We start from the raw sequence: 26725 nt of genomic DNA, 5'->3' as shown, positions 1-26725 counted from the left end.
TCATTGACTTTCCATTTTTTATTATTTCGCTTGCCCTTTTTCTTTCATCGTATGCAATGAAACATAAGAGGATTTTAAACTGCCGTAAGGTGCTTTTGGCTCAAATAGCACCAACATTTGCGGTTTGTTGTTTTGGTCTGTTTCCTCGCCTGTTTCGTTATTGATGAAAGGGATACGAGAATTGGTAATATACACGATTTCTTTTGCATTACGCACACACATATCGAACCATTTTGTTGATCCGTCCACATTGAGCAACATTACTACCGTTTTGTTATGTAACACACTTTGTTGAATAGCACGTAAAACAAAGGGCAACGGGTTACTATAAGGCGGATTCATCCAACAGTAACGCCCTTGCCATTCTGCTGTTAGCGTGTTTTGTTCTGGGCTGATAAAGTTTTTCACTTTGGTGTTGTGCTCCATAGCGCACGCATCTAAATCAAATTTGATGTTGAAATATTGTTCTGCATAATGGAAAACCCACCAAGGTGTCGCCCATAAGTCTTTATCTGATTTTTTGGTATTGGATTTAGTCATCATTTCCGCCTTATAAGTCTGATTCTTTAACAAATACGCCATTAATCATGCGTCCTTTGCGATCTTTGATTTCATCCCACGCCGCTTGCACGCATTCATGCAAACATAATCCAAATTCTTGAGCAATCATAGTCAAGCAAAATAAAGCATAGCCTAAGTCATAACAAAGAAAACGATTAGCCTTTCCTGTGTAATTGATTTTTTCAGAAATACTTGCAAATTTTCCTGTGATTTTTTCAATCCATGTGTCAATACCAACATACCCACGAAGTGCATAAGTAAGTGGGATAAAATCAAATTTGCTATGGGTTTGCTTGTTTAAAATAACCATCACAACAAAACAATCCCCGATGCTATCTTTAATCACATCTTTTTTATTCTTTGCTATGCCACTGCATAACTCCCCAAATTCTTCCATCAATTTGATGAATTGTTTTTGTGGCGTTGCCCCATCAATCAAATTACGATCTTCTGCCCATTGTTCAATGTTTGTTATTAACTCTTTCATGTTTACCTCTTAAATAATACGCACAATAAAGCCAACTACCCCACTAATAAACCCAGCAGTAATCGCACATAGGATTAATTCAAGATGATTTGGCATATTCTGTTTTTCAAGCCGTGCTATTTCTTTTGAAAAATATCGATAAATAAGTCGATGACTTTCCTCTTGTGTTTTTACCCAACTTGCGGTTTGTTGCGATTGCACAGCAAGATCCCAGACTTGCGCTTGTAAATTTTTCAGATCAATTTGACCGCACTTTTTTACACGTTTTGCCGCTAAGATTCGGCGGATTTGTTTCTGTTTTCTTTTATTCATTGCGTTTTCTCCTATTGAATACGTTGTTTTTTATGAAAATCTTTGAGTTTTTGAAGGTTTCTTGGCACAGGGGAAAGGGACGTCATCATATTTTGATTCCGTTTCACTAACTGCACATCGTTTTCGGTGAGCTCTAAGGCTGTATATTTATCTATGGTTAGCCGTTTGTACTTGAATAAATAGTCTAATTTTTGTGTGCTAAGTGGTGTGCAGATCGGTTGTGTCAGTAATTTGATCTTTTGCTCAAGATTTGAGCGGTTACAGTTACTGACACAAGTCCAAGGCGCACTGCGTGCGCTATTGTTAGCGGTTGAGCTACGCTCAACCATAGATTCTGTGCGTTGTGCAAAATCTTGTGGGCGTTTTTTAATTTGCCATTTTTTGGTGCGTGAAATGACTTGTTTTAGGCTGAATCTATTCGCTAAACCAATAATGGCTTTGCGTTGTTCGCCATATTTATTAGCAGGTTTAGTTTCATAATCGAGCTTGATAGGTTGATCAGCACGTTTAGCAAGCGCACCACCTTGAATTTCCATATATGCCGCATAGTCATTCGCGATGCCTGCGGCTGCTTGGGCTTTATTGATAATTTCATCATCGGCTTGACCGCTGATTAATCGGCGCAATTCACGCCAAACACAAATGGATGCGCCGCCGTAGAATTGGAACTGACGAATGCCCCAACGGCTCGCCCATGCACGAACACGCAAGGCATTATCGTGTAGGCTTAGTGTCGGGTCTTCATCTGACACTTCGCCAGCAAGGGCAAAACCGTCAATATTTTTCGCAATGTATTTGGCAATGTACGCCGTTGCGCTGCCTTTTGTTTTGTCGCATTTTTCCACTTTGCAGCGGTGTTCTGCTGCGCCTTTTTCATTGCCGTCTAATTCTAGGGCTTTTTGTTTAAATAAGCGGATGACTTCTTCTTTATGTTCTGCTGGCACATAAGCTAGCGCATGCCAGTGTGGCGTGCCGTCTTTGTGCGGCTCTGCCACTCGCATACCGTAAAATTTAATATTACGTTTCGACAATAACGCACGGAACTGTTGCCACACTTTGTTTAGATAATTTTGTGTCTCGCGTGGATTCACCCCCAACCATTTCTTATTGCCGTTTCCTGCGTGGAATGATGATGGCGCAGTGAGGGTTAAAAATAAGGCTTCATTGTTGTTTTCTTCTGCCCACTCTTCCAAACCACGCAAGCGCACCATCATTTCATTTCTGCGTAATGCTGGGTTAGAAGATGATTTCAAGAACATGTCGAAAAGCTCGACCTGTTCTTCTGGGTTGTCGATGTTCTCAATAATCATCGCACGCAAGTAATCGTGATTCTTGCGTTGTTGCAGTTGCCATTCTTGGAAACTTTGATTAGAGATATAACTGGCGGCATTGGCGCGCACCTCGCCACAGGCAATAGCGATATGCTCGACCATACGTTTTTGTATGTCTCGCATTTGCTTAAACCACCATTTTTCGCACGTCAAGCGAATTAAAGTGCTATCAATATGTTCGGCTTTGATGCGTTTGTCATTTTCTATTTTTTCCCAGTGAGGGATTTTGAAACCTGCAGAAAAGGCGATTTCGCCACACCATTTATAGAGCTGATAGAAATAGCCTTGAATGTCGCCCTCGTTGTCTTTTTCGATGCCATTTTTTAAAAAGTTGGAGCAATCACATTGAAATCGAATAAATGCCGTTGCCATTTCATACGCCATTTTTTTCAATTTGCTTTCGGTGATTAAATAGAAAGGTAATTGTTTTTGCTTTTGTTGGGTGCCTAACAGTCGAAAATGAAAACCGCTGTAATGTAATTCGTTGTAGTGTTTGGCAAGTTCTTCACGGGTTGGTACGGTGGAGAACTGCACGGCTTGTTGCATTTCATCTTTGACAGATAACAACCATTGTGGGGTGTTGATGAACGCTTGCAAAAAATCTACGTTCACGTTGTATTGTGAAAAGACTTTTTGTAAACGCACATCTAAGATATCGCGTAAATAATCGTTCGCGTGGCGGCGTTGTTTATTGCCGAGTAAAAAAGCAATGGATCCATCGTCTTTTACAGAGCGATAGGCTTTAAGATAAAGTTTACGGAAATATTCACGCTGACGTTGGCGTGGGAGGTTTTCAAGTTTTTGTTCGATAAACTCAAAATCAACAGGGTTTGTGGCGAATAATTCTAGCTGTAGTGGCGTATAGCAGCTTTCATCAAAAGGCAGTAAAGTGCGGTCAAATTTATGCCCATTTTCTGCGGCTTGATAACGTTCACAGGCAACCACCGCCATATGTGCCTTTTTGGCACTGACGGTGTTGTCACGTTGCTGTTCCCACATTTGCGTATTCATTTTGGCTTATTTATTATTAAAATTCATCTAAAATAAATTTAGATGAATTAAATTAATAGATATGGATAAAAAAGGGTTTATGCCTGCGCATAAGTAGCTTGAATTTCGGCGATGCGTGTTACTTCACTGTGAATGGCATGTAGCACGTTACGCATATCTTCAAGAGTTTCTACTTTCTCATTCATCAATTCACAGTAAATCAGCTTGTCCAACAAGGAAGGTAAATCCTTACATACTGCGCCGCCTTTGCGCTGATAAGTGCCGTTTTCATTGAGTTCAATTTTGTACAGGATATAAACGTGGTTTTCGTTTAACTTAAGGGCATAACGTTCAGATAAATCAATAATGTGTTCTTGCATAAGAGTTTTCCTTAATGGGCAAATTTGGTGTAGTTGATCCAGTTGTCTCCAGCCGTAATATATTTGCTGAAATAATAATTTGCGGCTTCTTCATCGCCTTGGCGTTTTGCGTTGAGCCATTTTGCGTATAAATGACAGGCTTCTTTGTGCCAGCGATCGGCGTATTTTTTGATAATGGTTCGGTTTTTCGTTGCCATTATTTCCCCCTTGTGTGTGGGTCGATATTGTAAAAATCACGACGGGTTAAAGCGCGCGGAAAAGGCGTGCGAAGTGCTGACATGGCGTGAAAGGCTTTGGTTAATTTATCAATGCCTTTTTCGTTGTAATGCCATAACTTATCGCCAGTCAGATCGGGCGAGATGTAATCTTCAAAGGGTTCAATATCTGCTAACGCTTTTAACATGCCTTTTTGCTCATCAGAAAGATGATTAAACGCGCGTTCAGTGGGATATTTACTCAAGCCCATTTCATGCAAGGTTTCTTCGCTATTTCTTGCTTTCGACATGGGCACACCGTTTAAACGATGCCATTTTTCTACCGCACTTTCGTTTTCAGATACATACATTGTCGCGCCCTCGCTTTTTTATTTAGCTGTTTTGTTGTATGCTTGCCCTAAATTGAATAAACGATTACTTAATTTAAGGATTTCAGAAGATGAACGATCAGATGCAAAAAACGCTTCAAGATATGCAAACACAGCTTTATCAACTTCAGTTACAGCAGGGACTTCAAGAACGTGTAATGGGTTGTCTTTTGCGTGGGCTTGCGCGTCACCCTGATGTGATTGATGATGTAGAGAATGAGCTTCACGCGCTGATTGCTTCAGTGAAGCAAACAAATCCCGAATTGCTTGATGTTCTGCTCCCGTATATTGGGAAGTTGTCTCATCGTTATTAGCTTGTTTGCGTGGGCAGTTTTCACGCCATTTCGCAAAAATCGCCGAAAGCTGCTGATGATCTTGAGTGGTATCTCGCTCGACTTCTGCCTGATACTGAAGAATAGCGAATCTTTCTTGAATTTCTTCGTTGGTTAAATTGTGTTTCTCGCAATATTCTTGAAAGAAAAACGTGAATGATGATTTAGTCATTGTCTTCCCCTTATAACTAAAATCTTTTGGAAACTGACCGCACTTTTGTGCGGTTTTTTATTCTTGTTTTGCCGCCTGTTTGGCAATCGCGATTAAATTCACTAACACTGAACCTCTTTCCGCTTTTTTATCTGCAATAGGCAGTTCGCCTGCCGCTCTCATCTTTCGCACTTTGTCTAACGAAAGCCCAGTAAGCTCGGCATATTTCTTCAACGTGACATAAGGCGCATGGATCTGTACATTTATACAAATTGCATTTTGGCCGTTCATTGCTTAAACTCTCCCATTAGTAAATATTGGTATATATCTATATTGTGTCATTTGACACAATTATTATTGATCTGTGTTCATTGAGTTGTCAATAGGTGATTTTGTGTCAAATGAGTTAAATTTTGAAATGATCGGTGGAAAGGAAGTCATCAATCGAATAGTCAAGGCTTACGGATTTGCGAATAGAAAACTTCTTGCTGAACATTTAGGAATGCCACACAGCACCTTTGGCACGTGGGCTTCTAGGGGTTTTTTCCCTGCAGAATTAGTGATCCGTTGCGTGAAAGAAACAGGCGCAAGATTGGATTATGTGGCCTATGGAAATGAGCCGATTTTTGATAATTCAGACGATCTGAAATATTTTCATACAATAAAGCTAGAAAGCGGAAAATCTTTCATAGTAGAAAATAAACCCTTTCTTTTGCCTTACTTACCGAATTTAGACAGCCGTGAAAGTTATGACAAAGTGTTTCGTATTGATGAAGACAATCACACCTACTTTGCGACTAGCGATTACGGCAATTTAGTGGATGGCGAATACTTCGTCATCGTCGAAAACTCCCATCTTATCCGTTATATCACTGTGTTACCTGCAGGGAAAATCCGTGTAGACGGCGGCAAATTCAGTTTTGAATGTGAATTGAGTGATATTGATGTGGTGGGGAAGGTGATTTTGAAGATGGAGAAGATGTGATGAAAAAAATATTTAAACGTGCTTTTCTAATATGGATAATTCTAAACTGCGTTTCATTTTTTATCATTTCCAAATTTATTGTATTGGAAGGAACAAATATTGGTAGCTGGATTTTACTTACTAATATTATTGTGACTATTTTTATAATGAAAAAATACCACCCTAAATTAGAAAGTTACAAAGCAAATTTAATATCAAATAACCGACAAACAAAATCAAATTATAATGATGAATTTTTTACTTTATGGGAATCTAAAAAACCTATAGAAATCACATTTAAAGCAGATCACGAACCTAGAACAATTTCTCATAATGTCATTAGATATGCAATATCGCCTAAAGGCTACCATAAGATATTTTATATTAATAAAGAAAGACAAATAATAAAGGTTGATGAAGATGATATTGAAACAAAATTTCTTTATAAAGGGAAATATTACTCTCTATTTATTGAAATATTAGAAAAAATTATAAGTGAAGAAGAGCTATATTTGCTCAGAGAGAAAGAAGAACGATTCTTTGAGGAACTTTCAGAAAAAATGGAACAAGAACGTTTAAAAGCTGAAAAAGAATATCAAGCTCGAGAAGATTCAAAACGTATAATTTATCCATTCCCACCAAAAGAATTAAAATTCTCAATTTATGGCGATTATTTTGATAGTGATTTACCGCCAAACCATTTAAGAATTACATTACTTTGTGATGGGCTTTATGGCTACCCTGATACTAAAGAGGTTTTAGCATTAACTGGTATTTATGTACAAACAGGTGCGCGTGTAAATATCAGAATTAATGCGATTGTTACAATGATTGGCTTTGATGATAAAAAATATAGCCGAGAGGAATTTTTAGCTTTAGCCAAAACTTTTAATCAATAATGGCAGTTCGTAAAGACACTAAAAACGGAAAATGGCTTGCGGAAGTTTATGTAAACGGTAAGCGTTCACGCAAATGGTTTTTAACCAAAGGCGATGCGCTACGTTTTTATAATCAAGCCAAAGAACAAACGACAAGTGCGGTTGATTCTGTGCAAGTTTTGGAATCAAGCGACTTGCCCGCGTTAAGTTTTTATGTGCAGGAATGGTTTGATTTGCATGGCAAAACGTTGTCAGACGGTGAGGCACGCTTAGCCAAACTAAAAAACTTGTGTGCGAACTTGGGCGATCCGCCTGCCAATGAATTTAACGCAGAAATCTTTGCCGACTACCGAAAACGCCGCCTTGATGGCGAATTTTCCGCGAACAAAAACAAGCCCCCGAAAGAAGCCACAGTAAACCGTGAACACGCTTATTTGCGGGCGGTGTTTAACGAACTGAAATCATTGCGTAAGTGGACGGCAGAGAATCCCCTTGATGGTGTGCGCTTGTTTAAAGAACGAGAAACAGAATTAGCGTTTTTATATGAGCGGGATATTTATCGTTTATTAGCTGAATGCGATAACTCTCGAAATCCTGATTTAGGCTTGATTGTGCGAATTTGTTTGGCAACTGGTGCACGTTGGAGTGAGGCAGAAACGCTGACGCAATCGCAAGTTATGCCGTATAAAATCACGTTCACGAACACAAAATCAAAGAAAAATAGGACCGTGCCTATCAGCAAAGAATTGTTCGATATGTTGCCTAAGAAACGTGGGCGTTTATTTAATGATGCTTATGAATCCTTTGAGAATGCCGTTTTACGTGCCGAAATTGAATTGCCGAAAGGGCAACTTACCCACGTTTTGCGCCATACATTCGCCAGCCATTTTATGATGAACGGTGGGAATATTTTAGTGTTGAAAGAAATTCTCGGTCATTCAACTATCGAAATGACAATGCGTTATGCACATTTCGCCCCATCGCACTTAGAAAGTGCGGTCAAATTCAACCCGCTTTCTAATCCTGCACAGTAAAAAGGGATTGTTTTTCAAAAAATCCCTTGTACTTTTTCCTCTATTTTACTGGCGATTGGCTGGCGGTTCTGTCTTATATTTACCTTTATATGCCCTTATTTGCACGAGCAAGCAATTAATGTTGCTATAAGTTATTGTTTATACTGGTTTAACTATGGTATTTAAAATCCCTCGCCTTTCGAGGCGTGCCAGTTCAAGTCTGGCTTCGGGCACCATTTAAACACCAATCCAAAGATTTTAAAATTTATTTTAAAATCATCTAATTGGGTCGTTAGCTCAGTCGGTAGAGCAGCGGACTTTTAATCCGTTGGTCGAAGGTTCGAATCCTTCACGACCCACCACTTAAAAATAAAGTAAGCACCGAAAGGTGTTTTTTTATTGCCTAAATCTGATACTACTTTTTAAATTACTTGCTTATTGAAAAATAGCTATTCTCTCCATCCAATCTAAAATAATTAATATATTTTATCGCTACGTTATATTTTCTAAAATAAAATAGCACCTGAAAATCAGATGCTATCCAAAACACAATAAAAATTTACCGCACTTTATGACTTCAATAAGTAAGCCCGCAGTTGTGCAAAATCATTATCCATTTCATCAGAAAGCAATGGTAGCTGATTATGTTTATCCAGTGTTTCAGGTAATGGAAGCTGAATACCAAGAATACGTTCTACGGATTCTTTAAATTTCGCGGGATGTGCAGTGCACAAGAAAATGCCTACTTCATCTGCTTTAAGTTGATCTTTCAACACCTGATAAGCTATCGCACCGTGAGGCTCACATAAATAACCTTTCGACTGCATCGCTTTTAAAGTATCTTCTGTTTCGCTATCACTTAGCATCCCCGAACCTAAATCAGTTAAATCCCAACCATTTCGTTTAAACAATTCCTCCACTCTCGGCCAATTATTTGGGCGACTTACATCCATTGCATTAGAAAGGGTTGCAACTGTCGTTTTAGGATCCCAATTACCCGATTTCAAATAACGTGGCACAGTATCATTTGCGTTTGTTGAGGCGACAAAGCGTTTTATCGGCAAGCCTAAGGTTTTTGCAATTAATCCCGCCGTTAAGTTACCAAAATTACCGCTTGGCACAGAAACCACGACATTATCACGTTTTTCTTTTGGCAATTGTGCGACAGCCTCAAAGTAATAACAAACTTGAGCTAATAAACGGCTGATATTAATAGAATTTGCAGAGTTAAGCCCGATAGCTTGGCGCAATTCAACATCATCAAAGGCTTGCTTAACCAAAGCCTGACACGCATCGAAATCAGCGTTAATCGCAACAGTACGAATATTCCCACCTAAAGTACAGAACAGCTTTTCTTGCAATGGGCTGATTTTGCCTTTTGGATAAAGGATAACTACATTAATATTTTCTAATCCATAAAACGCATGTGCTACAGCGGCTCCAGTATCGCCTGAAGTTGCCGTTAAAATAGTAATTTTGCCATCACCACGAACTGCTGCAAGCGCCTGAGCCATAAAACGCCCACCAAAATCTTTAAATGCTAGCGTTGGACCGTGAAATAATTCAAGTGCATAAATATTATCTTCCACTTTTTCTAACGGTGCAGGAAAAGTGAATGCATTTTTCACCATCGCATCTAACGTTGCTTGTGGTAACTCGCCATCAATTAATGCACCTAGAATTTTTTGACTACGCTCAACAAGAGGCAATTCAAGTAATTCATTAATGTTATTAAGTTTAGGAATAACTTCTGGAAAGAATAAACCTTGATCCCGCCCAAGACCTTGACGAACAGCCTGAGAAAAAGTGACTTGTTCTTCTGGGTGTTTGATATTGTATAAATTCATATTTAATCCGTTTTTAATCTGATTTCATCTATTTAAATTAACTTATTTAATTTCTCTTGTGCCTTCGTTATCAACTTTACATACATGCACAAAACCTTCATTATTTTGTAAATAATGGCTTTCTAAATAACTTGAAAGTTTAATTGCAGTTTGTAAATCAGGGGCAATAGAGAAAATAGTTGGCCCTGAGCCTGAAATACCCGTGGCAAGTGCACCTAAGTCTCGTGTAGCTTGTTTTACTTCAGCAAAATTAGGTAACAGAGATTCACGATAAGGCTCGGCAATGACATCTTTCATCATAATCGCGGCAAGATTTTCCTGATGGGTATGGCAAGCATGCACAAAGCCACCTAAATGACGACCATGGGCAATCACGTTTTGTCGAGTATAGCTTTTCGGTAAAATTGCACGAGCTTCAGCAGTAGAAACTTCAATTCCCGGATAGGCTAACACCCAATACCAATTATCAAAAAATGGCAATTTTTGACAAATATTGCCGAGCGATTGCACCATAAATTGCACACCGCCAAGATAGCAAGGTGCGACGTTATCATAATGGATTGAACCAGAAATACGACCTTCCAATTCTCCCATCATTTCAAGCAATTCCATTTTCGAAAAAGGTTCATTATGAAACTGATTTAATGCCACTAATGCAGCAACAATAGAACAAGCACTAGAGCCTAAACCAGAGCCAATAGGCATATTTTTTTCGAGCGTTAAACGTAAAGGTTTAACATTTGCTCCGCGTAATTTTAATTGCTCGCGAAATAGCACATAAGCCTGGTAAACAATATTTTTTTGTAGTTCTTTCGGTAATTTACGAACAAAATAGCCCGCACTTTCTAACTCAAAACCAGTTGAAATAGATTCTATTTGAACCACATCGCCTAACAAAGAACCATCAATAGGAGAGATCGCAGCACCTAAGGTATCGAAACCTACGCTAATATTCGCACTAGATGCAGGGGCGTAAATTCTTAACATTGGGAATCCTTATTAATGTTGTAATGTTCTTAAAATATCTGCAAAGATACCTGCCGCAGTAACTGCATTACCTGCACCATAGCCACGTAATAAAAGTGGAATCGGTTGATAATAACGAGTGTAAAATGCTAAGGCATTTTCACCATCTTTCACTTTATAAAGTGGATTATTCAGATCTACCGCAACGATGGATACTTTGCATTTTCCTTCACTAATTTTTCCAACATAACGCAATACTTTGCCTTCTGCTTTAGCTGTGGCAACGCGAGTTTTAAACTCCTCGTCAAGCTGTGGCAACATTGCCATAAACTCATCTGCAGATTTTCCACCGGAGAAGCCTTTCGGCAATACACCTTCAACTTCAACATCTGAAAGTTCAAGTTCAATTCCCGCTTCACGAGCAAGAATTAATAATTTGCGTGCTACATCTTGTCCAGAAAGATCATCTCGAGGATCTGGCTCAGTAAAGCCTTTTTCACGCGCAAGTGCGGTTACTTCTGAAAGAGAAAGTCCTTCTTCCAACTTACCAAAAATAAAGGAAAGCGAGCCAGATAAAATCCCTTCAAAATATTCAAGCTCATCACCTGCTGCAAGTAAGTTTTGGAGATTTTCAATAACTGGCAAGCCCGCACCTACATTGGTTTCATATAAAAATTTATGCTGGCTTGCTTGGGCATTTTGGCGTAACTCATTGTAATAAACTAATTCTCGTGTATTCGCTTTTTTGTTTGGCGTAACCACATGGAAACCTTCTTTTAACGCACGAGCATAAAGCCCTGCTACAGATTCGGCTGAAGTACAATCTACAAATACTGGATTCACCACATGATGTAATTTAATGAAAGAAAGCAATACATCAAAATCTGATGGCTGAGTCGCATTTTCTAAATCGTTTTTCCAATCCTCTAAATTTAATCCATTTTCATCAAGCAACATACGGTTGGAATTCGCAATAGCACAAACTCGAATTTCAACATTTTTCTTTGCTAGATACTCCTTTTGACGCTTTACCTGCTCAATTAATTCTCCGCCTACTCCACCAACGCCCACTAAAAACATATCCACGACTTTTTTATTATTGAAAAGCGCCTGATGGGTAGCCTTCACCGCTTCAATGGCTTTATTTTGCGGCACAACCGCAGAAATTGAACGTTCGCTAGATCCTTGTGCAATCGCCACAATGCTAATGTTTGCCTGCGCTAATGCCGAGAAGAAACGAGCAGCAATGCCTTTCGCTTGCTTCATTCCATCGCCCACAACAGAAATAATGGATAAATCTTTAATCACTTCAATTGATTCTAATTGATGTTCATTTAATTCATTAGCAAACTCCGTTTCTAGTACGGTTTTCGCTACTTCTGCAGATTTCACAGGCACACAGAAACTAATACTATATTCAGACGAAGACTGAGTAATTAAAATAACTGAAATGCCTGCACCTGACATGGCTGAAAATACGCGAGATGCCATGCCTACCATACCTTGCATACCAGGGCCTGACACATTAAACATCGCCAAATTGTCTAAGTTAGTGATACCTTTAACTTGCAAACTTTCTGATTTCACATTGCCATCAATAATCGAACCTGGCGCAGAAGGATTTCCTGTATTTTTAATGACACAAGGAATATTTTGTGGCAACAATGGCCCAATCGTACGAGGATGAATCACTTTCGCACCGAAATAAGAGAGTTCCATCGCTTCACGATAAGAAAGCGTTGGTAATAAACGTGCATCAGGCACTAAACGCGGATCGCAAGTATAAACGCCGTCCACATCGGTCCAAATTTCGCATACACTTGCGCCTAAACAAGCGGCTAAACAGGCTGCAGAATAGTCTGAGCCATTACGACCGAGCAATACCAACTCGCCTTTTTCATTACCCGCAGTAAAACCTGCCATCAGCACCACTTTATCTTTTGCAATACTTGCTGCATCAACACGTTTTGTTGATTCTTCAATTTCAACTGAAGACTCAAGATAACCGCCTTTTGCTAATAATTGCTTGACCGGATCCACAATATGTACGCTATAGCCACGTGCTTCAAACCAAGCTTTCATCATTGCAATAGAAAGTTTTTCCCCACGGCAATCAATGGTCGCTTTAACTGCATCTTCTACTTTTCCTGCCTGACGAATTTCTTCTAATAATCCTTTGATTTGAGCAAATTCAGCATCAATAAGTGCCTTGGTGCCATTTAAGTCGAATTGATTATTTTCGGCATGTAAGCCATTGATGATGTTATAGAAAATTTCGATTGCTTCGTTGAAATGCGTATCAGTTGATTGATTTAATGCAGCTTTTTCAGAAAGGGCGACGAGATGGTTGGTTATTTTGGCTGGTGCAGATAAAACACCTGCAGCCTGCTCTTCTAAATGAGCTTTCTCGATCAATTTCGCCGCTTGGGAAAAACGTTCCGGATTTGCAAGCGAAGTGCCGCCAAATTTAAGTACGCGCATAATTGGTTCTCCTAGATATTGTGTTTTTAAATTTATAAAAAAACCCGCTATTCAGTTGAATCGCGGGTTTTCTGTATCTTGTTTTTGCTGCACTAACCCGCACCATTAATCATAATAATGGTCATCATAATGGCGGTAATCGTGCTAATGATTACGGATAAAGTGCGGTTATTTTTCATTGTGTTTTATCTTGAAAAATGAATGCGTAAAGAAATACCGAAATTTCCCGAGCTTGTCAAACAGAAAGTGACAAATTTTTCAGAAATTTTCTTAGTCAATAAATTTCGTGTAAACTAACCGCACTTTTTTATAAAGGAAAACCTATGAATATCCAGCATAATCTCAACCTAATTCAGCAAAAAATTGAAACGGCTTGTAAAGAAAAAAATCGCAATCAAAATACCGTAAAATTACTTGCCGTATCTAAGACCAAACCTATTTCTGCTATTCTTTCGGCTTATCAAGCGGGACAAACGGCTTTTGGGGAAAATTACGTGCAAGAGGGGGTAGAAAAGATCCAATATTTTGAGTCTCAAAATATAAACCTTGAATGGCATTTTATCGGCCCATTACAATCAAATAAAACCCGTCTCGTTGCAGAACATTTTGATTGGATGCAAACGCTTGATCGAGCAAAAATTGCAGATCGTTTAAATGAACAACGACCGACCAACAAGGCTCCATTGAATGTATTAATTCAGATTAATATCAGCGATGAAGAAAGTAAATCAGGTATTCAACCTGAGGAAATGCTAACACTAGCAAAACACATCGAAAATTTACCGCACTTATGCCTACGTGGCTTAATGGCAATACCCGCACCAACCGATAAAATTGCTGAACAAGAAGCCGTGTTCAGAAAAATGTCAGACCTATTTGAACAACTTAAACAAGCCTTACCCAATCAACAAATTGATACACTTTCTATGGGAATGACGGATGATATGCCGAGCGCAATAAAATGCGGTTCTACAATGGTACGCATTGGCACTGCGATTTTTGGTGCGAGAAATTATTCAACATCACAAAATAAATAATCATGGAATAAGGCTCGAATTTAAAACAAGCCTTATTTCTTAATGAAATTTAAATGCCAGTACTCTCGCCACATTTTGAGCGGTAGAAATTAAATTTTGTTCGCCTTGTTTGAGAATATCCGATAAATCGCCAAGTTGGTGAATAATAGGGAACACCGCATCAATACCCTGATCAAACACCACATCATAATCTTCACGCAAACACCCTGCGATGGCGATCACTGGCTTATTGAACTGTTTTGCCGTACGCGCCACACCAATTGGCGTTTTACCCATAATACTTTGTGCATCTATTCGCCCTTCACCCGTAATCACTACATCAGCATCTTTTACATAGTCAATTAAATGTAACCGGTCTAACACAATTTGTATGCCTGCTTTCAGTTGTACGCTTGGTAATAATAGCAAGCCACCACCCATACCACCAGCAGCACCTGCGCCAGCCTGATCACGAATTTGTTTACCGCAATCGCGTTCGGCAATTTCAGCAAAATGCGAAAGTGCAGCATCAAGTTGTTTCACCATTTCAGGCGTTGCTCCTTTTTGTGGTCCAAAAATGGCAGATGCGCCACATTCACCACAGAGCGGATTATTCACATCGCACGCTACTTCAATGTGAACTTGTTGCAAACGTGGATCTAATTGTTGAACGTCAATCTTCACAATATTTGCTAGCTCTGCTCCACCAAAACCGATAGGCTTATCTTGCGAATCTAAACATTGCATCCCTAGTGCTTGCAACATTCCTACACCACCATCGTTGGTTGCGCTACCGCCAATGCCAAGAATGAAACTCTCCACGCCTAAATCTAATGCCAGTTTAATCAACTCCCCTGTGCCGTAACTGGTGGTAAGCAAGGGATTGCGTTTTTCAGGCGGAACAAGATGTAAACCAGAAGCTGCTGCCATTTCGATAATCGCGGTTTTTCCATCTCCCGATAAACCGAAGAAACTTTTCACTTTGTCACCCAAAGGCGCGGTGACTTCACATTCAATGAGCTTGCCTTGCGTGGCATCCACAAGGGATTGAACTGTACCTTCGCCCCCATCTGCCATTGGCAATTTTACATAGTCCGCATCGGGGAATACACGTTTGAAGCCTGTTTCAATGGCGGTAGCGACTTCAAGTGCGGTCAAACTTTCTTTAAAAGAATCAGGTGCAATCACAAATTTCATAACAACTCCTAGAATTTAAATACGCCAAAAATTAAGGTAGAAACGATGGTCATCATCAAACCGACCGCACTTTCATAAGGAATAAGTTTTAAACGTTCTTTGATATCCATATTCACACTACCGCCTGTGGCATGGAAGAAAGAACCATGTGGCATATGATCAAATACGGTCGCCCCTGCATGAATCATTGCTGCACCAGCAAGACTGCTAACACCAAGTTCTAACAAGGTACTACTGAACACATTGAATGCCACCGCAGTACCTGCCGTGGTAGAAGCTGTCGCTAAAGACATCAACACCCCTGAAATTGGTGCAAGAATGAATGATGGCAAACCTGAATGTTCCAAACCTTGAATCAATACTTCTTTTAAACCAGAATTAGCAATGATGCCAGCAAGCGCGCCTGTACCAAGTAACATAATTGCCACGGGTGTCATTTTACTCAATCCATTGATAGCATAACTATTTATATTGCGAAGTTTGCCCATACAAAGCGCACCAATCAAACCACCTAACGGCAATGCAATTAATGGATCAACTTTAATATCAAACAATGGACGAAGTGCCAATAGCAAAATTGCCACTAAAGGTGCGACAAGTGCGGTCAGAAATGAAGGTAAATTTTGCGTTTCAAGCACGATTACCTCTTTGTCAGTCACTTTAGAACCTTTGTTGATTAAGCGTTTTGCTAAGAAGTAGGTGAGAATCAAACCAAATAGTGCGGGAATTATACCAGCCATCATCACGGAAGTGAGTGGCAAATGAAAAGTATCTGCTGCCGCAATGGCATTTGGGTTTGGCGACATAATATTACCAGCTTTACCACCGCCAATCATGGCGAGCAAAATTGCAGCTTTCGATAAATCGCTGCGACGCGATAACGCTAAAGCAATTGGTGAAACAGTAATCACTGCCACATCCACGAACACACCCACCGCAGTTAAAATCATCGTCGCTAGTGCCAAGGCGAGTAAAGCTCGAGTTTCACCCAATTTATTAGTAATGGTTTCCGCGATGGAATTTGCTGCACCCGATTCAATCAGCACGCCTGCCAACACACCAGCAGCTAAGATACGCATAACCGCAGTAGTAATACCCTGTGCGCCACCGATCATTAGGCTCACTGTTTGCGATAAATCCGCACCACCAATTAAGCCTCCAACCAAAGCTCCCACCAACATACCATAAGCTGGTGAGACTTTTTTCAAAATGAGGAAGATAGCAACGATTAACGCCACCAACGCACCTATTGCTGAGACTGTTGTCATTTTTTCTCTCCTATAAAAATTAAAACCAAGGAGATTATTTCTGTTTTATAGGGAAAATGCTTTATTAGAGCAAACAAAAATTGCGGTTAAAAATCATCAAACTTTGTAAAGTTATACAACCTCAATGTTCTAACAACGTTCCGAGATAGAGCGTTAATTTATCATCTATCTTATTGAAAAATAAGCCAGTTATTTGCTCTATTTTGTTCAATCGATAACGCAAAGTATTCGGGTGAACAAATAATTTTTCCGCAGTGAGATAAAGATCACAATTTGATAAAAAATATTGTTGAAGGGTTTTATAAAGTGTCGCATTTTCTTCTGAGAAAAGGGGTGAAATGATCTGCACCCCAAAACTAAACAAATAAGCTTACTCATTAAGGTGCAAATCAAAGTGCGGTTCATTTTTATATTATTTTTGGCTACATACAGCAATAAAATGTAATTTATGTTCAGGATCATTAAAGGTTTTGAACATTCTTTTAAATTGCTCACGATTTTCCGCTTTCATCGCATTACGGATGATTTTTAACGTACCGAAAATTCCTTCATCATAAATCATTCCTTTTGGTGAAAGTAAGGTCATCTCGCCAGAAAAAGTATCAACATTTCTAAAGCCACTTTCTTGGAATATGCCTTTCCATCCATCTTTCGTTAATGGCGTGACAGTCACGTTAATCGCTTTGCGCATATTTTCTAGAATAGTTTGATGATCATTCCCCACCAGCATAACATCGTGAGTAAGCAATAAACCATTGGGTTTTAACACTCGAAAATATTCTGCAATGGCTTTTTTCTTCGCTTCCACGGGTAACATTGTGAGCATCGCTTCATTGATGACAATATCAAAACTTTCATCCTCGAAAGGCAACTTCATCGCATTCGCACGCTGTACATGAATTTTTTCTTGCAAGCCATTTGCTTCAATATTTGCTTGTGCTTTTGCTAACGCATTTTCATCTAAATCAACACCTTCAATATGACAACCAAATTGCTTCGCCAATCCAATTGCAGTCGTCCCCATATTACAGGCAACCTCTAACACTTTTTTATCTTGGCTAAAATCGCCATTGGCAATTAACCAATCTGTCGCTTTTTTACCGCCTGGACGCAAACGCGTTTTACCCAAACGTGCAAGAAAATTATGCCCTACTTCATCTTTTGCCATTTTTATCTCCTAGTAATTAACTTGGTTTTTATATTATAGATAAAAATGATAACTATTAAAATGATAGATTAAATAAATTAAGGCGGAATAATTGTTCCGCCTTTTCCTATTATTTCTTCAATGCTTTTTTCAATTCAATTTATTCCTTTGAAGATAACAAAACTTACATACCGAAACGCTTTACTCAATATGCAAAAACATTGGTAGAAGGCGCAAATCAGTATATTGGTGCTGAAAATATGTATAACGGCGGCGTAGAAAATTTGAATAAACTGCATCTTTATATGATGTCTCAAATGGAAAAACCGACAACTAAAGCTGAGTTGAAATCAGCATTACAAGGCTATTTAATTCAAAATGAATATCAAGATATGAATAACAATGATAAGTTGATTGATGAAACTTATGATTGCACTGAGTTATTTAATGAGCTTTGTGATGTATTAACAAGATTAGGCTATATCCAGCCTGTAAACCTATAATCTGTGTATGGTTCGTTTAATGTACCGTTTTGTTTTTCATCTAAATATCAATTTAAATTGAGAACTATTTGCATTTAAATAAAATTAGGCATAGAATAGCCACAATTCAGGCTTAACTGAATAATTTGCACTCAACATAAGGAGCTTTTCAATGCAATTTAAACATTTCAAACTTGCTACCCTTGCGGCAGCACTTGCTTTTTCTGCTAATAGTTTTGCTGATATTACCGTTTATAATGGTCAGCACAAAGAAGCCGCTACGGCTGTGGCAAAAGCCTTTGAACAGGAAACAGGCATTAAAGTTACGCTAAATAGCGGGAAAAGTGAGCAACTTGCAGGTCAATTAAAAGAAGAAGGCGATAAAACACCAGCCGATGTTTTCTATACTGAACAAACAGCGACTTTTGCCGATCTTTCTGAAGCAGGGCTTTTAGCACCAATTTCAGAACAAACCATTAAACAAACCGCACAAAAAGGCGTGCCACTTGCACCGAAAAAAGACTGGATTGCATTAAGTGGCCGTTCTCGCGTAGTGGTTTACGATCACACTAAATTATCTGAAAAAGATATGGAAAAATCAGTGCTTGATTATGCAACACCAAAATGGAAAGGCAAAATCGGTTATGTATCAACTTCTGGTGCGTTCTTAGAGCAAGTTGTTGCGTTAAGCAAAATGAAAGGGGACAAAGTTGCGCTTAATTGGTTAAAAGGTTTAAAAGAGAACGGAAAACTTTACGCTAAAAATAGTGTGGCATTACAAGCGGTTGAAAATGGCGAAGTACCTGCTGCGTTAATCAATAACTATTATTGGTATAACCTAGCAAAAGAAAAAGGCGTGGAAAACCTAAAAAGCCGTCTTTATTTTGTTCGCCACCAAGATCCAGGTGCGTTAGTTAGCTATTCAGGTGCAGCAGTATTGAAAGCCTCTAAAAATCAAGCTGAAGCACAAAAATTTGTTGATTTCTTAGCGAGTAAAAAAGGTCAAGAGGCATTAGTGGCAGCGCGTGCAGAATATCCGTTACGTGCTGATGTGGTTTCGCCATTTAATCTTGAACCTTATGAAAAATTAGAAGCACCAGTGGTGTCCGCAACAACAGCTCAAGATAAAGAACATGCGATCAAATTAATTGAAGAAGCTGGATTGAAATAATCCAAATATTGCGTGCGTGTATTTGAAAAAATTCACGCATGCGTTTACAATTCTCTAACAAAATTAACCGCTTGCGTGCGTGAACTGAAAGGTTCACATTCCTAAAAGGATTTAACTTTGCCTCGCAGACCGCCATTCTGGCTCACTTTACTTATCATCTTAATCGGGCTTCCGTTATGTTTGCCGTTTCTGTATGTCATTTTTCGTGCGACAGAAGTGGGATTAATGCGAAGTGTTGAGCTATTGTTTCGCCCTCGAATGGCTGAATTATTAAGCAATACAATGCTTTTAATGGTTTGTGTAACTATCGGTGCTATTTCACTTGGCACGCTTTGTGCTTTTTTACTTGAACGTTATCGCTTTTTCGGTAAAGCTTTTTTTGAAGTGGCGATGACGTTACCCCTTTGTATTCCCGCCTTTGTAAGTTGTTTTACTTGGATCAGCCTCACATTCCGCGTTGAGGGTTTTTGGGGAACAATTGGTATTATGACATTAAGTTCATTTCCTTTGGCTTATTTGCCCGTTTCCGCCATACTAAAAAGACTTGATCGTTCTCTTGAAGAAGTAAGCCTTTCGCTTGGTAAAAGCCCTGTGTATACCTTTTGGTATGCTATTTTCCCGCAACTTAAACCCGCCATTGGTAGTAGTATCTTACTGATTGCTTTACATATGTTGGTCGAATTTGGTGCAGTGTCAATTTTAAATTATCAAACCTTTACCACTGCCATTTTCCAAGAATATGAAATGTCTTTTAACAACAGCACTGCTGCATTATTATCCGCCGTTTTAATGGCGATTTGTATACTTATTGTTTTTGGGGAAATTTTCTTTCGTGGAAAACAAACCCTTTACCACAGTGGAAAAGGTGTTACGCGTCCTTATCTCGTAAAAACACTTTCCTTTGGAAAACAATGTTTAACCTTCGGATTTTTCTCTAGCATATTCATTTTAAGCATTGGCGTGCCTGTGATTATGTTAATTTACTGGCTTATCGTGGGAACTTCACTTGAAAGTGCGGGCGATTTTTCAGAATTTTTATCGGCATTCAGCAATTCATTTATCATTTCAGGCTTAGGCGCATTGCTTACCCTAATGTGTGCCTTGCCATTAGTTTGGGCAGCTGTTCGTTACCGTAGTTATTTAACGATTTGGATCGACCGCTTGCCATATCTATTACACGCTGTGCCAGGCTTAGTCATTGCCTTATCATTAGTCTATTTTTCCATCAATTACGCTAACGACCTATATCAAACCTTTTTTGTGATTATCATTGCCTACTTTATGCTCTATTTGCCAATGGCACAAACTACATTAAGAGCGTCTTTAGAGCAACTTTCCGATCAAATTGAAAAAGTCGGACAAAGTCTTGGGCGAAGCCCTTTCTATATTTTTCGCACCTTGACGCTACCAGCCATATTACCAGGTGTGGCAGCCGCATTTGCTTTGGTTTTTTTGAATTTAATGAAAGAGCTTACCGCGACGCTTTTGCTCACATCAAATGATATTAAAACCTTATCCATTGCTGTGTGGGAACATACCAGCGATGCACAATATGCTGCCGCCACCCCTTATGCGTTAATGCTCGTTCTTTTTTCGGGTATTCCTGTATTTTTATTGAAAAAATATGCGTTTAAATAAAATGATAAATAATCCGTTATTAACCGTTAAAAATCTCAATAAATTTTTTAATGAACAACAAGTTCTGCACGATATTTCATTCAGCTTACAACGCGGAGAAATCCTCTTTTTACTTGGATCTTCAGGCTGTGGCAAAACTACATTATTACGTGCCATTGCAGGTTTTGAACAACCCTCTAATGGCGAAATTTGGCTAAAAGAGCGGTTAATTTTTGGCGAGAATTTTAATCTTCCAACGCAACAACGTCATCTCGGTTATGTGGTGCAAGAGGGCGTACTTTTTCCTCACTTAAATGTCTATCGCAACATTGCTTACGGATTAGGCAACGGCAAAGGAAAAAATAGCGAAGAAAAAACGCGGATTGAACAAATAATGCAACTAACGGGTATTTTTGAACTGGCGGATCGCTTTCCACATCAACTTTCAGGCGGACAACAACAACGCGTAGCATTGGCACGCGCTTTAGCCCCTAATCCAGAACTGATTTTATTAGACGAGCCTTTCAGTGCCTTAGATGAACATCTTCGCCAACAAATTCGCCAAGAGATGCTCCAAGCACTTCGCCAAAGCGGTGCTTCCGCAATTTTCGTTACTCACGACCGTGATGAAGCCTTACGCTACGCTGATAAAATCGCCATTATTCAGCAAGGTAAAATTTTACAAATCGATACGCCTCGCACCCTTTATTGGTCGCCTAATCATCTTGAAGCAGCAAAATTTATGGGGGAAAGTATTGTTTTGCCTGCAAATCTGCTCGATGAAAATACCGCTCAATGCCAATTAGGCAATATTCCTATAAAAAATAAATCAATCTCACAAAATCAAGGTAGGATTTTGCTTCGTCCAGAACAATTTAGCCTGTTTAAAACATCCGAAAATCCAACCGCACTTTTTAATGGACAAATAAAACAAATTGAATTTAAAGGAAAAATTACCTCCATTCAAATTGAAATTAATGGCTACGCAATATGGATTGAGAACGTTATTTCTCCCGATTTATCTATTGGCGATAATTTGCCTGTTTATTTACATAAAAAAGGGCTTTTTTACGCTTAACAATAAAGCCTTATCTTCACAATAAGACTTATTTTTAAACAATATATTCGGAAAAAATTTGTTCAAGATGTGATATTAAACAGTCTGCGCCTAAAATATTTTCTCCTTTCCACGCCTGTTGCAAAATTTCTGGAGAAAATTGCTGGCTTGCTAATTCAGCTAACGGCAAATAACTGATATGCCAAGGCTCCCGCCCTATTTTTTTATTTGGCTGCATATTCATAAAAGGCAAAGCAAAATCAAAGTGCGGTAAATTTTCGGCAAGAAATTCACTCAATTCAAAGAAGTAGCCGCCTTTTTCATATTCCCAAGGCTCTAGTTGTAAAGATTGCCCTTGTGGCAAAAGATCAGGATCAAAAATATCCACTTCCGTTCCCCAATGATGACGACTAGCCGCTGGTAATGCAGACCAACGTAAAATCGCCTGACATTTTTGCCAGTCATCTAATTGGCTTAAATCTAATGCCTTTCCTGTATCATCGTGTACTTTTCTCTCGCCCTTAAATTTACTGTTCCAAATAAGTTGTTGGCGTTCAAAATCACGAAAACTACTCGCAGGCTGTAAATTAAAGCCATTTTTTGCCGCACTTTGTTGTAAAGCTTGAAATGCTTGCACAGCTTGTATTTGCAAAAAATGATTTGATGAATGAGTTGCGGGTAAATTGACTAAATGCTCACGGGACTTTCCTGTAAGCATTTCTGGGGTTAATTTCATTTTAGTTATCCAATAAATTCACTAACATTTTGTGGTAAATTTCACCGCACTTGCCAAGGTCTTCTACACTGACACATTCATTGACTTTATGAATGGTTGAATTTAACGGGCCAAATTCCACTACTTCTGCGCCCATCAATGCAATAAAACGACCGTCTGACGTGCCACCACCTGTTTCAGCCTTTGGCGTTATGCCTGTGATTTCCTCAATAGCGGAGGTTATCGAATCTAATAATTTACCTGGTTTTGTTAAAAAGGGTTTGCCTGATAAATTCCATTCAATACGATATTTCAAATTGTGTTTTTCTAGCATTTCAGCCACTTTTTGCTTAATGATTTCATCCGTGACTTCTGTGCAATAACGCAAATTGAACTGAATATATAACTCAGCAGGAATTACATTATTACTTCCCGTACCCGCGTGAATGTTAGCAATTTGTAGGCTTGTTGGCGGGAAAAATCCATTACCTTCATCCCATTGGTAAGTCGTTAATTCTTGCAAAAACGGGGCGGCTTTATGGATTGGGTTTTCAGCTAAATGCGGATAGGCTACGTGTCCTTGAATACCTTGAATATAAAGATTTCCTGTAATTGAGCCGCGGCGACCATTTTTGACAACATCGCCTAAGTTTTTAGCACTCGATGGCTCGCCAACCATACAATAAGTAATTTTTTCATCACGCGCCATTAACGTCTCAACCATGCGTATAGTTCCATCTTTTGCGGCAGCCTCTTCATCAGAGGTAATCAATAATGCAATGGTGCCTTTATGGTTAGGATTTGCTTTTACGTATTCTTCTGCCGCCACAATCATTGCTGCAAGGGAGCCTTTCATATCCGCCGCACCACGCCCATAAAGCATGCCATCAATAATCTCCGCAGAAAACGGCGGAGACGACCACTGATTTCCATCGCCAGTAGGCACAACATCCGTATGTCCTGCAAACGCAATAACTGGCTCGCTCGTTCCGTGTTTTGCCCACAAATTCAACGTGTCATTAAAAGGCATCCATTCAATTTGAAAACCTAACTTTTCTAAACGTTCGGCAATAATTTGCTGACAGCCTTCGTCATTCGGGCTAATAGATGGGCGACGAATTAAATCTTGCGCCAACGAAATCACTTTTTCTCTCATAAAAACACCTAAGAAAATAACCGCACTTTAAGCAAAAACAGCCTGATATTCCTTTTCATTAAAACCAATTAATGCCTTTCCATCTTGTAAAATAATTGGGCGTTTAATTAAGGTTGGATTCTCAGCCAACACGGAAAGTGCGGTGGTTTTATCAAGGGAATTTTTAACTTGCTCATCCAAATTACGCCAAGTTGTACTGCGTTTATTCACCAACATATCCCAGCCAAATTGAGCTTCCGCTTGGACTAAAAAATTCAAATCTAACCCATCAACACGGTAGTCGTGAAGTTTATGTTCGATATTGTGATCCGCCAGCCATTTCAACGCTTTCTTCACTGTATCGCAATTTTTAATACCGTAAACTGTAATCATATTTCACCTAAAAAAGAAAAATCCTCAATCTAATCAGATTGAGGATTTTAACCCTTATGCTACTTCATCTCAAATGAATTAACCTAACAACTTATTGATACGTTTAATAAACGCAGCTGGATTTTCCAAAGATCCGCGCTCTGCTAACATAGCTTGTTCAAGCAACAGTTCCACCCAATCAGCAAATTCAGTTTCATCTGCAATATCCGCTACTTTTTTCACTAAATGATGTTCTGGATTCAGTTCAAATGTGTATTTTACTTCTGGTACAGGTTGCCCTGCGGCTGCAAACAATTTCGCCATTTGGGTCGTCATTTGATCGTTATCCGTAGAAACCACCGCTGGTGTATCCGTTAAATTGTGAGTTAAACGCACCGTTTTTACCCGTTCGCCAAGCAAGTTTTTCACACGCTCAATAAAACTACCAAAGGCTTCATCTTGTTGTTTTTGTGTTTCAGATTCTTTATCGGCTAAATCGCCTAAATCCAAATCTGCTTTCGTGATACTTTGTAATTGTTTACCGTCAAATTCAGTTAAATAGCTTAACATCCATTCATCAATGCGATCGGAAAGCAACAAAACCTCAATGCCTTTTTTATTGAATAATTCCAAGTGTGGGCTATTTTTCGCTGCAACATAGCTGTCCGCTGTAATGTAATAGATAGCTTTTTGCCCCTCTTTCATACGCAAGATGTAATCTTCTAAAGAGACAGTTTGCTCGCTACCATCATTATGTGTCGAAGCAAAACGCAATAACTTCGCGACAGTTTCTTTGTTAGCAAAATCTTCTGCAGGGCCTTCTTTTAAGACTAAACCAAACTCTTTCCAGAATTGCAGATATTTTTCTGCATCATCTTTTGCTAATTTTTCTAGCATTTGTAATGAACGCTTAGTTAATGCTTTGCGTAGTGCAACCGTAATTTTGTTATCCTGTAAAATTTCACGAGATACATTTAATGGCAAGTCATTGCTATCGATTAAACCACGCATAAAACGTAGATAATTCGGCATAAATTGCTCCGCATCATCCATAATAAATACACGTTGAACATAAAGTTTTAAGCCGTGTTTATGTTCGCGATTAAATAAATCCCAAGGTGCTTTAGCAGGCACATAAAGCAAACTAGTATATGCTTGATTTCCTTCAACTTTGTTATGCGCCCAAGTCACAGGATCAGCAAAATCATGGCTTAAGTGTTTGTAAAACGCTTTGTATTCCTCATCGGAAACATCATTTTTAGAGCGTGTCCAAAGGGCATCTGATTTATTAATTTTCTCCCATTTCTCACCGCACTCTTTGCCTTCATCATCGTATTCTTTCGTCAGCATTTCCACTGGTAACCCAATATGGTCAGAATATTTACCGATAATTTCACGCAAACGCCATTCGTTTAAAAATTCTTTTTCATCTTCGCGTAAATGTAAAATCACATCTGTGCCACGGGATTTTTTCTCAATATCCGCCACAGAATATTCGCCTTCACCCGCAGATTCCCAAAGTACGGCTTTATCCGCCTCTTCGCCAGCTGCTCTGGTTTTTACAGTCACTTTATCTGCCACAATAAAAGCTGAATAAAAACCCACACCAAATTGCCCAATAAGCTGGCTATTTTTTGCTTGATCTTGACCAAGTGCGGTTAAAAATTCTTTTGTTCCTGATTTTGCAATCGTACCCAAATGATCGATGACTTGCTCACGGGTCATGCCAATGCCGTTATCGCTAATTGTGATAGTGCCTTTATCCGCATCAAAGCTAACACGCACACGCAAGTCGCCATCGCCTTCATATAAAGCAGGGTTGGAAAGTGCTTTAAAGCGTAATTTATCTGCTGCATCAGAAGCATTAGAAATCAATTCACGTAAGAAAATTTCTTTGTTAGAGTACAAAGAATGAATCATTAATTGGAGTAGTTGTTTGACTTCAGATTGGAATCCGCGAGTTTCTTGATTTTGTGACATAATTTTTTCCTTCATAAAGATAAAAATTGAACGTCACAGATATAAGAATAAAAAGAAAGATTTCAAGGGGAATTTAAGAGGAAAAGTGCGGTAAAAAAACACAAGGAATTTAAACCGCACTTTAAATAAAAAATTTCTTATTTCCCCTTGATCGCTATAAACTTATGTATATAATGAATTCTGTTTTAGATACTAGATAGTAATTTAATAGTAATGAAACTTGGCTAGTGCATTCCCCCACTCCTTTCGCACTAGCCATTTTTTTGGGAATTTTGTACCATATCCCAACTTT

26 protein-coding genes, 1 tRNA gene, 2 pseudogenes and 1 other annotated feature are annotated in these 26725 nt (G+C 39.0%); of the genes and pseudogenes, 9 read left to right on the top strand and 20 right to left on the bottom strand.

Going from position 1 to position 26725, the window contains the following annotated elements; all coding sequences use genetic code 11:
- Positions 1–21 precede the first annotated feature (21 nt).
- The 9 genes from K6J66_RS04800 to K6J66_RS04760 all read right to left on the bottom strand — a co-directional run bounded on the left by K6J66_RS04800 (position 22) and on the right by K6J66_RS04760 (position 5418).
- A complete protein-coding gene (locus K6J66_RS04800; RefSeq protein ID WP_110442615.1) occupies positions 22–540 on the bottom strand; it encodes a phage N-6-adenine-methyltransferase in 519 nt (172 codons plus the stop codon).
- Positions 541–550: 10 nt separating this feature from the next.
- Positions 551–1048 (bottom strand): MazG-like family protein, encoded by a 498-nt coding sequence (locus K6J66_RS04795; protein WP_110442616.1) that lies wholly within the window; start codon positions 1046–1048, stop codon positions 551–553.
- Positions 1049–1057: 9 nt separating this feature from the next.
- A complete protein-coding gene (locus K6J66_RS04790) occupies positions 1058–1360 on the bottom strand; it encodes a hypothetical protein (RefSeq protein ID WP_110442617.1) in 303 nt (100 codons plus the stop codon).
- An 11-nt stretch (positions 1361–1371) separates the two neighbouring features.
- Complete coding sequence (locus K6J66_RS04785; protein ID WP_110442618.1) at positions 1372–3702, bottom strand: replication endonuclease; 2331 nt, start codon at positions 3700–3702, stop codon at positions 1372–1374.
- Positions 3703–3779: 77 nt separating this feature from the next.
- Positions 3780–4061 (bottom strand): hypothetical protein, encoded by a 282-nt coding sequence (locus K6J66_RS04780; protein ID WP_015967401.1) that lies wholly within the window; start codon positions 4059–4061, stop codon positions 3780–3782.
- A gap of 11 nt (positions 4062–4072) precedes the next feature.
- Entirely contained in the window at positions 4073–4258 is a 186-nt protein-coding gene (locus K6J66_RS04775; RefSeq protein ID WP_005667755.1) for a hypothetical protein, read from the bottom strand.
- Positions 4258–4626: a hypothetical protein gene (locus K6J66_RS04770; protein ID WP_005642993.1), complete on the bottom strand. Its 369-nt coding sequence runs from the start codon at positions 4624–4626 to the stop codon at positions 4258–4260. The genes K6J66_RS04775 and K6J66_RS04770 overlap by 1 nt, the downstream gene beginning before the upstream one ends.
- Positions 4627–4644: 18 nt before the next feature.
- The gene (locus K6J66_RS04765; protein ID WP_110442619.1) at positions 4645–5148 is read right to left on the bottom strand and encodes a hypothetical protein; all 504 of its coding nucleotides are present in this window, start codon (positions 5146–5148) and stop codon (positions 4645–4647) included.
- A 57-nt stretch (positions 5149–5205) separates the two neighbouring features.
- Positions 5206–5418 (bottom strand): hypothetical protein, encoded by a 213-nt coding sequence (locus K6J66_RS04760; protein WP_005667758.1) that lies wholly within the window; start codon positions 5416–5418, stop codon positions 5206–5208.
- 127 nt (positions 5419–5545) lie between these two features.
- Here K6J66_RS04760 and K6J66_RS04755 point away from each other — a divergent pair, with 127 nt between their 5' ends.
- From K6J66_RS04755 to K6J66_RS04740, 4 genes are all read left to right on the top strand, one after another.
- A complete protein-coding gene (locus K6J66_RS04755) occupies positions 5546–6112 on the top strand; it encodes a phage repressor protein CI (RefSeq protein WP_110442620.1) in 567 nt (188 codons plus the stop codon).
- Positions 6112–6990: a hypothetical protein gene (locus K6J66_RS04750; RefSeq protein ID WP_061724371.1), complete on the top strand. Its 879-nt coding sequence runs from the start codon at positions 6112–6114 to the stop codon at positions 6988–6990. The genes K6J66_RS04755 and K6J66_RS04750 overlap by 1 nt, the downstream gene beginning before the upstream one ends.
- Positions 6990–8003 (top strand): site-specific integrase, encoded by a 1014-nt coding sequence (locus K6J66_RS04745; protein ID WP_110442591.1) that lies wholly within the window; start codon positions 6990–6992, stop codon positions 8001–8003. The genes K6J66_RS04750 and K6J66_RS04745 overlap by 1 nt, the downstream gene beginning before the upstream one ends.
- A gap of 265 nt (positions 8004–8268) precedes the next feature.
- A tRNA-Lys gene (locus K6J66_RS04740) sits at positions 8269–8344 on the top strand.
- A 207-nt stretch (positions 8345–8551) separates the two neighbouring features.
- Here K6J66_RS04740 and thrC read toward each other — a convergent pair.
- Genes thrC through thrA form a run of 3 tightly spaced genes read right to left on the bottom strand, consistent with a single transcriptional unit; the run spans position 8552 to position 13276 of the window.
- A complete protein-coding gene (gene thrC / locus K6J66_RS04735) occupies positions 8552–9829 on the bottom strand; it encodes a threonine synthase (RefSeq protein WP_005690972.1) in 1278 nt (425 codons plus the stop codon).
- A 42-nt stretch (positions 9830–9871) separates the two neighbouring features.
- Positions 9872–10816, bottom strand: coding sequence for a homoserine kinase (gene thrB, locus K6J66_RS04730; RefSeq protein WP_038439585.1), 945 nt, complete (start codon positions 10814–10816; stop codon positions 9872–9874).
- Between the two features lie 12 nt (positions 10817–10828).
- Entirely contained in the window at positions 10829–13276 is a 2448-nt protein-coding gene (thrA, locus tag K6J66_RS04725; protein WP_038439584.1) for a bifunctional aspartate kinase/homoserine dehydrogenase I, read from the bottom strand.
- A gap of 33 nt (positions 13277–13309) precedes the next feature.
- Positions 13310–13427, bottom strand: a sequence feature (Thr leader region).
- Between the two features lie 172 nt (positions 13428–13599).
- Between thrA and K6J66_RS04720 the strand changes: the two genes are divergently transcribed.
- Positions 13600–14313 (top strand): YggS family pyridoxal phosphate-dependent enzyme, encoded by a 714-nt coding sequence (locus K6J66_RS04720; protein WP_005658370.1) that lies wholly within the window; start codon positions 13600–13602, stop codon positions 14311–14313.
- 39 nt (positions 14314–14352) lie between these two features.
- On the opposite strand, the gene K6J66_RS04715 is transcribed toward K6J66_RS04720, so the two are convergent.
- The 4 genes and pseudogenes from K6J66_RS04715 to K6J66_RS04700 form a co-directional block, all read right to left on the bottom strand.
- Positions 14353–15489, bottom strand: a complete 1137-nt coding sequence (locus K6J66_RS04715; RefSeq protein ID WP_038439583.1) for a glycerate kinase — start codon at positions 15487–15489, stop codon at positions 14353–14355.
- A gap of 8 nt (positions 15490–15497) precedes the next feature.
- Positions 15498–16757 (bottom strand): GntP family permease, encoded by a 1260-nt coding sequence (locus K6J66_RS04710; protein ID WP_110442592.1) that lies wholly within the window; start codon positions 16755–16757, stop codon positions 15498–15500.
- A 121-nt stretch (positions 16758–16878) separates the two neighbouring features.
- Positions 16879–17106 (bottom strand): annotated as a pseudogene (locus K6J66_RS04705) (PucR family transcriptional regulator); the annotation flags it as partial.
- A 63-nt stretch (positions 17107–17169) separates the two neighbouring features.
- Positions 17170–17925 (bottom strand): class I SAM-dependent methyltransferase, encoded by a 756-nt coding sequence (locus K6J66_RS04700; RefSeq protein WP_005661161.1) that lies wholly within the window; start codon positions 17923–17925, stop codon positions 17170–17172.
- Between the two features lie 137 nt (positions 17926–18062).
- On the opposite strand from K6J66_RS04700, the pseudogene K6J66_RS04695 reads away from it, so the two are divergent.
- The 4 genes and pseudogenes from K6J66_RS04695 to fbpC form a co-directional block, all read left to right on the top strand.
- Positions 18063–18407, top strand: a pseudogene (locus K6J66_RS04695) (class I SAM-dependent methyltransferase); the annotation flags it as partial.
- A gap of 151 nt (positions 18408–18558) precedes the next feature.
- The gene (locus K6J66_RS04690; RefSeq protein ID WP_011961812.1) at positions 18559–19557 is read left to right on the top strand and encodes an iron ABC transporter substrate-binding protein; all 999 of its coding nucleotides are present in this window, start codon (positions 18559–18561) and stop codon (positions 19555–19557) included.
- Positions 19558–19674: 117 nt separating this feature from the next.
- Positions 19675–21195, top strand: a complete 1521-nt coding sequence (locus K6J66_RS04685) for an ABC transporter permease (RefSeq protein ID WP_038439581.1) — start codon at positions 19675–19677, stop codon at positions 21193–21195.
- Positions 21182–22252, top strand: a complete 1071-nt coding sequence (fbpC, locus tag K6J66_RS04680) for a heme ABC transporter ATP-binding protein FbpC (protein WP_038439580.1) — start codon at positions 21182–21184, stop codon at positions 22250–22252. The genes K6J66_RS04685 and fbpC overlap by 14 nt, the downstream gene beginning before the upstream one ends.
- Before the next feature lie 34 nt (positions 22253–22286).
- On the opposite strand, the gene K6J66_RS04675 is transcribed toward fbpC, so the two are convergent.
- The 4 genes from K6J66_RS04675 to htpG all read right to left on the bottom strand — a co-directional run bounded on the left by K6J66_RS04675 (position 22287) and on the right by htpG (position 26433).
- Positions 22287–22967, bottom strand: a complete 681-nt coding sequence (locus K6J66_RS04675; protein WP_038439579.1) for a M15 family metallopeptidase — start codon at positions 22965–22967, stop codon at positions 22287–22289.
- A gap of 1 nt (position 22968) precedes the next feature.
- Positions 22969–24102: a succinyl-diaminopimelate desuccinylase gene (dapE, locus tag K6J66_RS04670; protein ID WP_038439577.1), complete on the bottom strand. Its 1134-nt coding sequence runs from the start codon at positions 24100–24102 to the stop codon at positions 22969–22971.
- Between the two features lie 27 nt (positions 24103–24129).
- A complete protein-coding gene (locus K6J66_RS04665) occupies positions 24130–24474 on the bottom strand; it encodes an ArsC family reductase (RefSeq protein ID WP_038439576.1) in 345 nt (114 codons plus the stop codon).
- Positions 24475–24552: 78 nt separating this feature from the next.
- Entirely contained in the window at positions 24553–26433 is a 1881-nt protein-coding gene (gene htpG / locus K6J66_RS04660) for a molecular chaperone HtpG (protein WP_038439575.1), read from the bottom strand.
- Positions 26434–26725 lie beyond the last annotated feature (292 nt).

Origin of the sequence: Haemophilus influenzae (genome assembly GCF_019703545.1) — a bacterium.
Lineage (GTDB): Bacteria > Pseudomonadota > Gammaproteobacteria > Enterobacterales > Pasteurellaceae > Haemophilus > Haemophilus influenzae_E.
The sequence above is the reverse complement of the archived record's forward strand: the minus strand, read 5'-3'. Positions and strand labels throughout refer to the sequence as shown.

Bases quoted from the DNA above. Each gene is read 5' to 3' on its own strand.
- K6J66_RS04675 (WP_038439579.1), bottom strand. From the start codon at position 22,967: ATGAAATTAACCCCAGAAATGCTTACAGGAAAGTCCCGTGAGCATTTA.
- K6J66_RS04690 (WP_011961812.1), top strand. From the start codon at position 18,559: ATGCAATTTAAACATTTCAAACTTGCTACCCTTGCGGCAGCACTTGCT.
- htpG (WP_038439575.1), bottom strand. From the start codon at position 26,433: ATGTCACAAAATCAAGAAACTCGCGGATTCCAATCTGAAGTCAAACAA.
- K6J66_RS04715 (WP_038439583.1), bottom strand. From the start codon at position 15,489: ATGAAATTTGTGATTGCACCTGATTCTTTTAAAGAAAGTTTGACCGCA.
- K6J66_RS04710 (WP_110442592.1), bottom strand. From the start codon at position 16,757: ATGACAACAGTCTCAGCAATAGGTGCGTTGGTGGCGTTAATCGTTGCT.
- K6J66_RS04800 (WP_110442615.1), bottom strand. From the start codon at position 540: ATGACTAAATCCAATACCAAAAAATCAGATAAAGACTTATGGGCGACA.
- fbpC (WP_038439580.1), top strand. From the start codon at position 21,182: ATGCGTTTAAATAAAATGATAAATAATCCGTTATTAACCGTTAAAAAT.
- K6J66_RS04745 (WP_110442591.1), top strand. From the start codon at position 6,990: ATGGCAGTTCGTAAAGACACTAAAAACGGAAAATGGCTTGCGGAAGTT.
- K6J66_RS04665 (WP_038439576.1), bottom strand. From the start codon at position 24,474: ATGATTACAGTTTACGGTATTAAAAATTGCGATACAGTGAAGAAAGCG.
- K6J66_RS04775 (WP_005667755.1), bottom strand. From the start codon at position 4,258: ATGGCAACGAAAAACCGAACCATTATCAAAAAATACGCCGATCGCTGG.
- K6J66_RS04765 (WP_110442619.1), bottom strand. From the start codon at position 5,148: ATGACTAAATCATCATTCACGTTTTTCTTTCAAGAATATTGCGAGAAA.
- K6J66_RS04790 (WP_110442617.1), bottom strand. From the start codon at position 1,360: ATGAATAAAAGAAAACAGAAACAAATCCGCCGAATCTTAGCGGCAAAA.
- thrA (WP_038439584.1), bottom strand. From the start codon at position 13,276: ATGCGCGTACTTAAATTTGGCGGCACTTCGCTTGCAAATCCGGAACGT.
- K6J66_RS04785 (WP_110442618.1), bottom strand. From the start codon at position 3,702: ATGAATACGCAAATGTGGGAACAGCAACGTGACAACACCGTCAGTGCC.
- K6J66_RS04780 (WP_015967401.1), bottom strand. From the start codon at position 4,061: ATGCAAGAACACATTATTGATTTATCTGAACGTTATGCCCTTAAGTTA.
- thrB (WP_038439585.1), bottom strand. From the start codon at position 10,816: ATGTTAAGAATTTACGCCCCTGCATCTAGTGCGAATATTAGCGTAGGT.
- K6J66_RS04770 (WP_005642993.1), bottom strand. From the start codon at position 4,626: ATGTATGTATCTGAAAACGAAAGTGCGGTAGAAAAATGGCATCGTTTA.
- K6J66_RS04750 (WP_061724371.1), top strand. From the start codon at position 6,112: ATGAAAAAAATATTTAAACGTGCTTTTCTAATATGGATAATTCTAAAC.
- K6J66_RS04760 (WP_005667758.1), bottom strand. From the start codon at position 5,418: ATGAACGGCCAAAATGCAATTTGTATAAATGTACAGATCCATGCGCCT.
- K6J66_RS04700 (WP_005661161.1), bottom strand. From the start codon at position 17,925: ATGGCAAAAGATGAAGTAGGGCATAATTTTCTTGCACGTTTGGGTAAA.
- K6J66_RS04720 (WP_005658370.1), top strand. From the start codon at position 13,600: ATGAATATCCAGCATAATCTCAACCTAATTCAGCAAAAAATTGAAACG.
- dapE (WP_038439577.1), bottom strand. From the start codon at position 24,102: ATGAGAGAAAAAGTGATTTCGTTGGCGCAAGATTTAATTCGTCGCCCA.
- K6J66_RS04755 (WP_110442620.1), top strand. From the start codon at position 5,546: ATGATCGGTGGAAAGGAAGTCATCAATCGAATAGTCAAGGCTTACGGA.
- K6J66_RS04795 (WP_110442616.1), bottom strand. From the start codon at position 1,048: ATGAAAGAGTTAATAACAAACATTGAACAATGGGCAGAAGATCGTAAT.
- thrC (WP_005690972.1), bottom strand. From the start codon at position 9,829: ATGAATTTATACAATATCAAACACCCAGAAGAACAAGTCACTTTTTCT.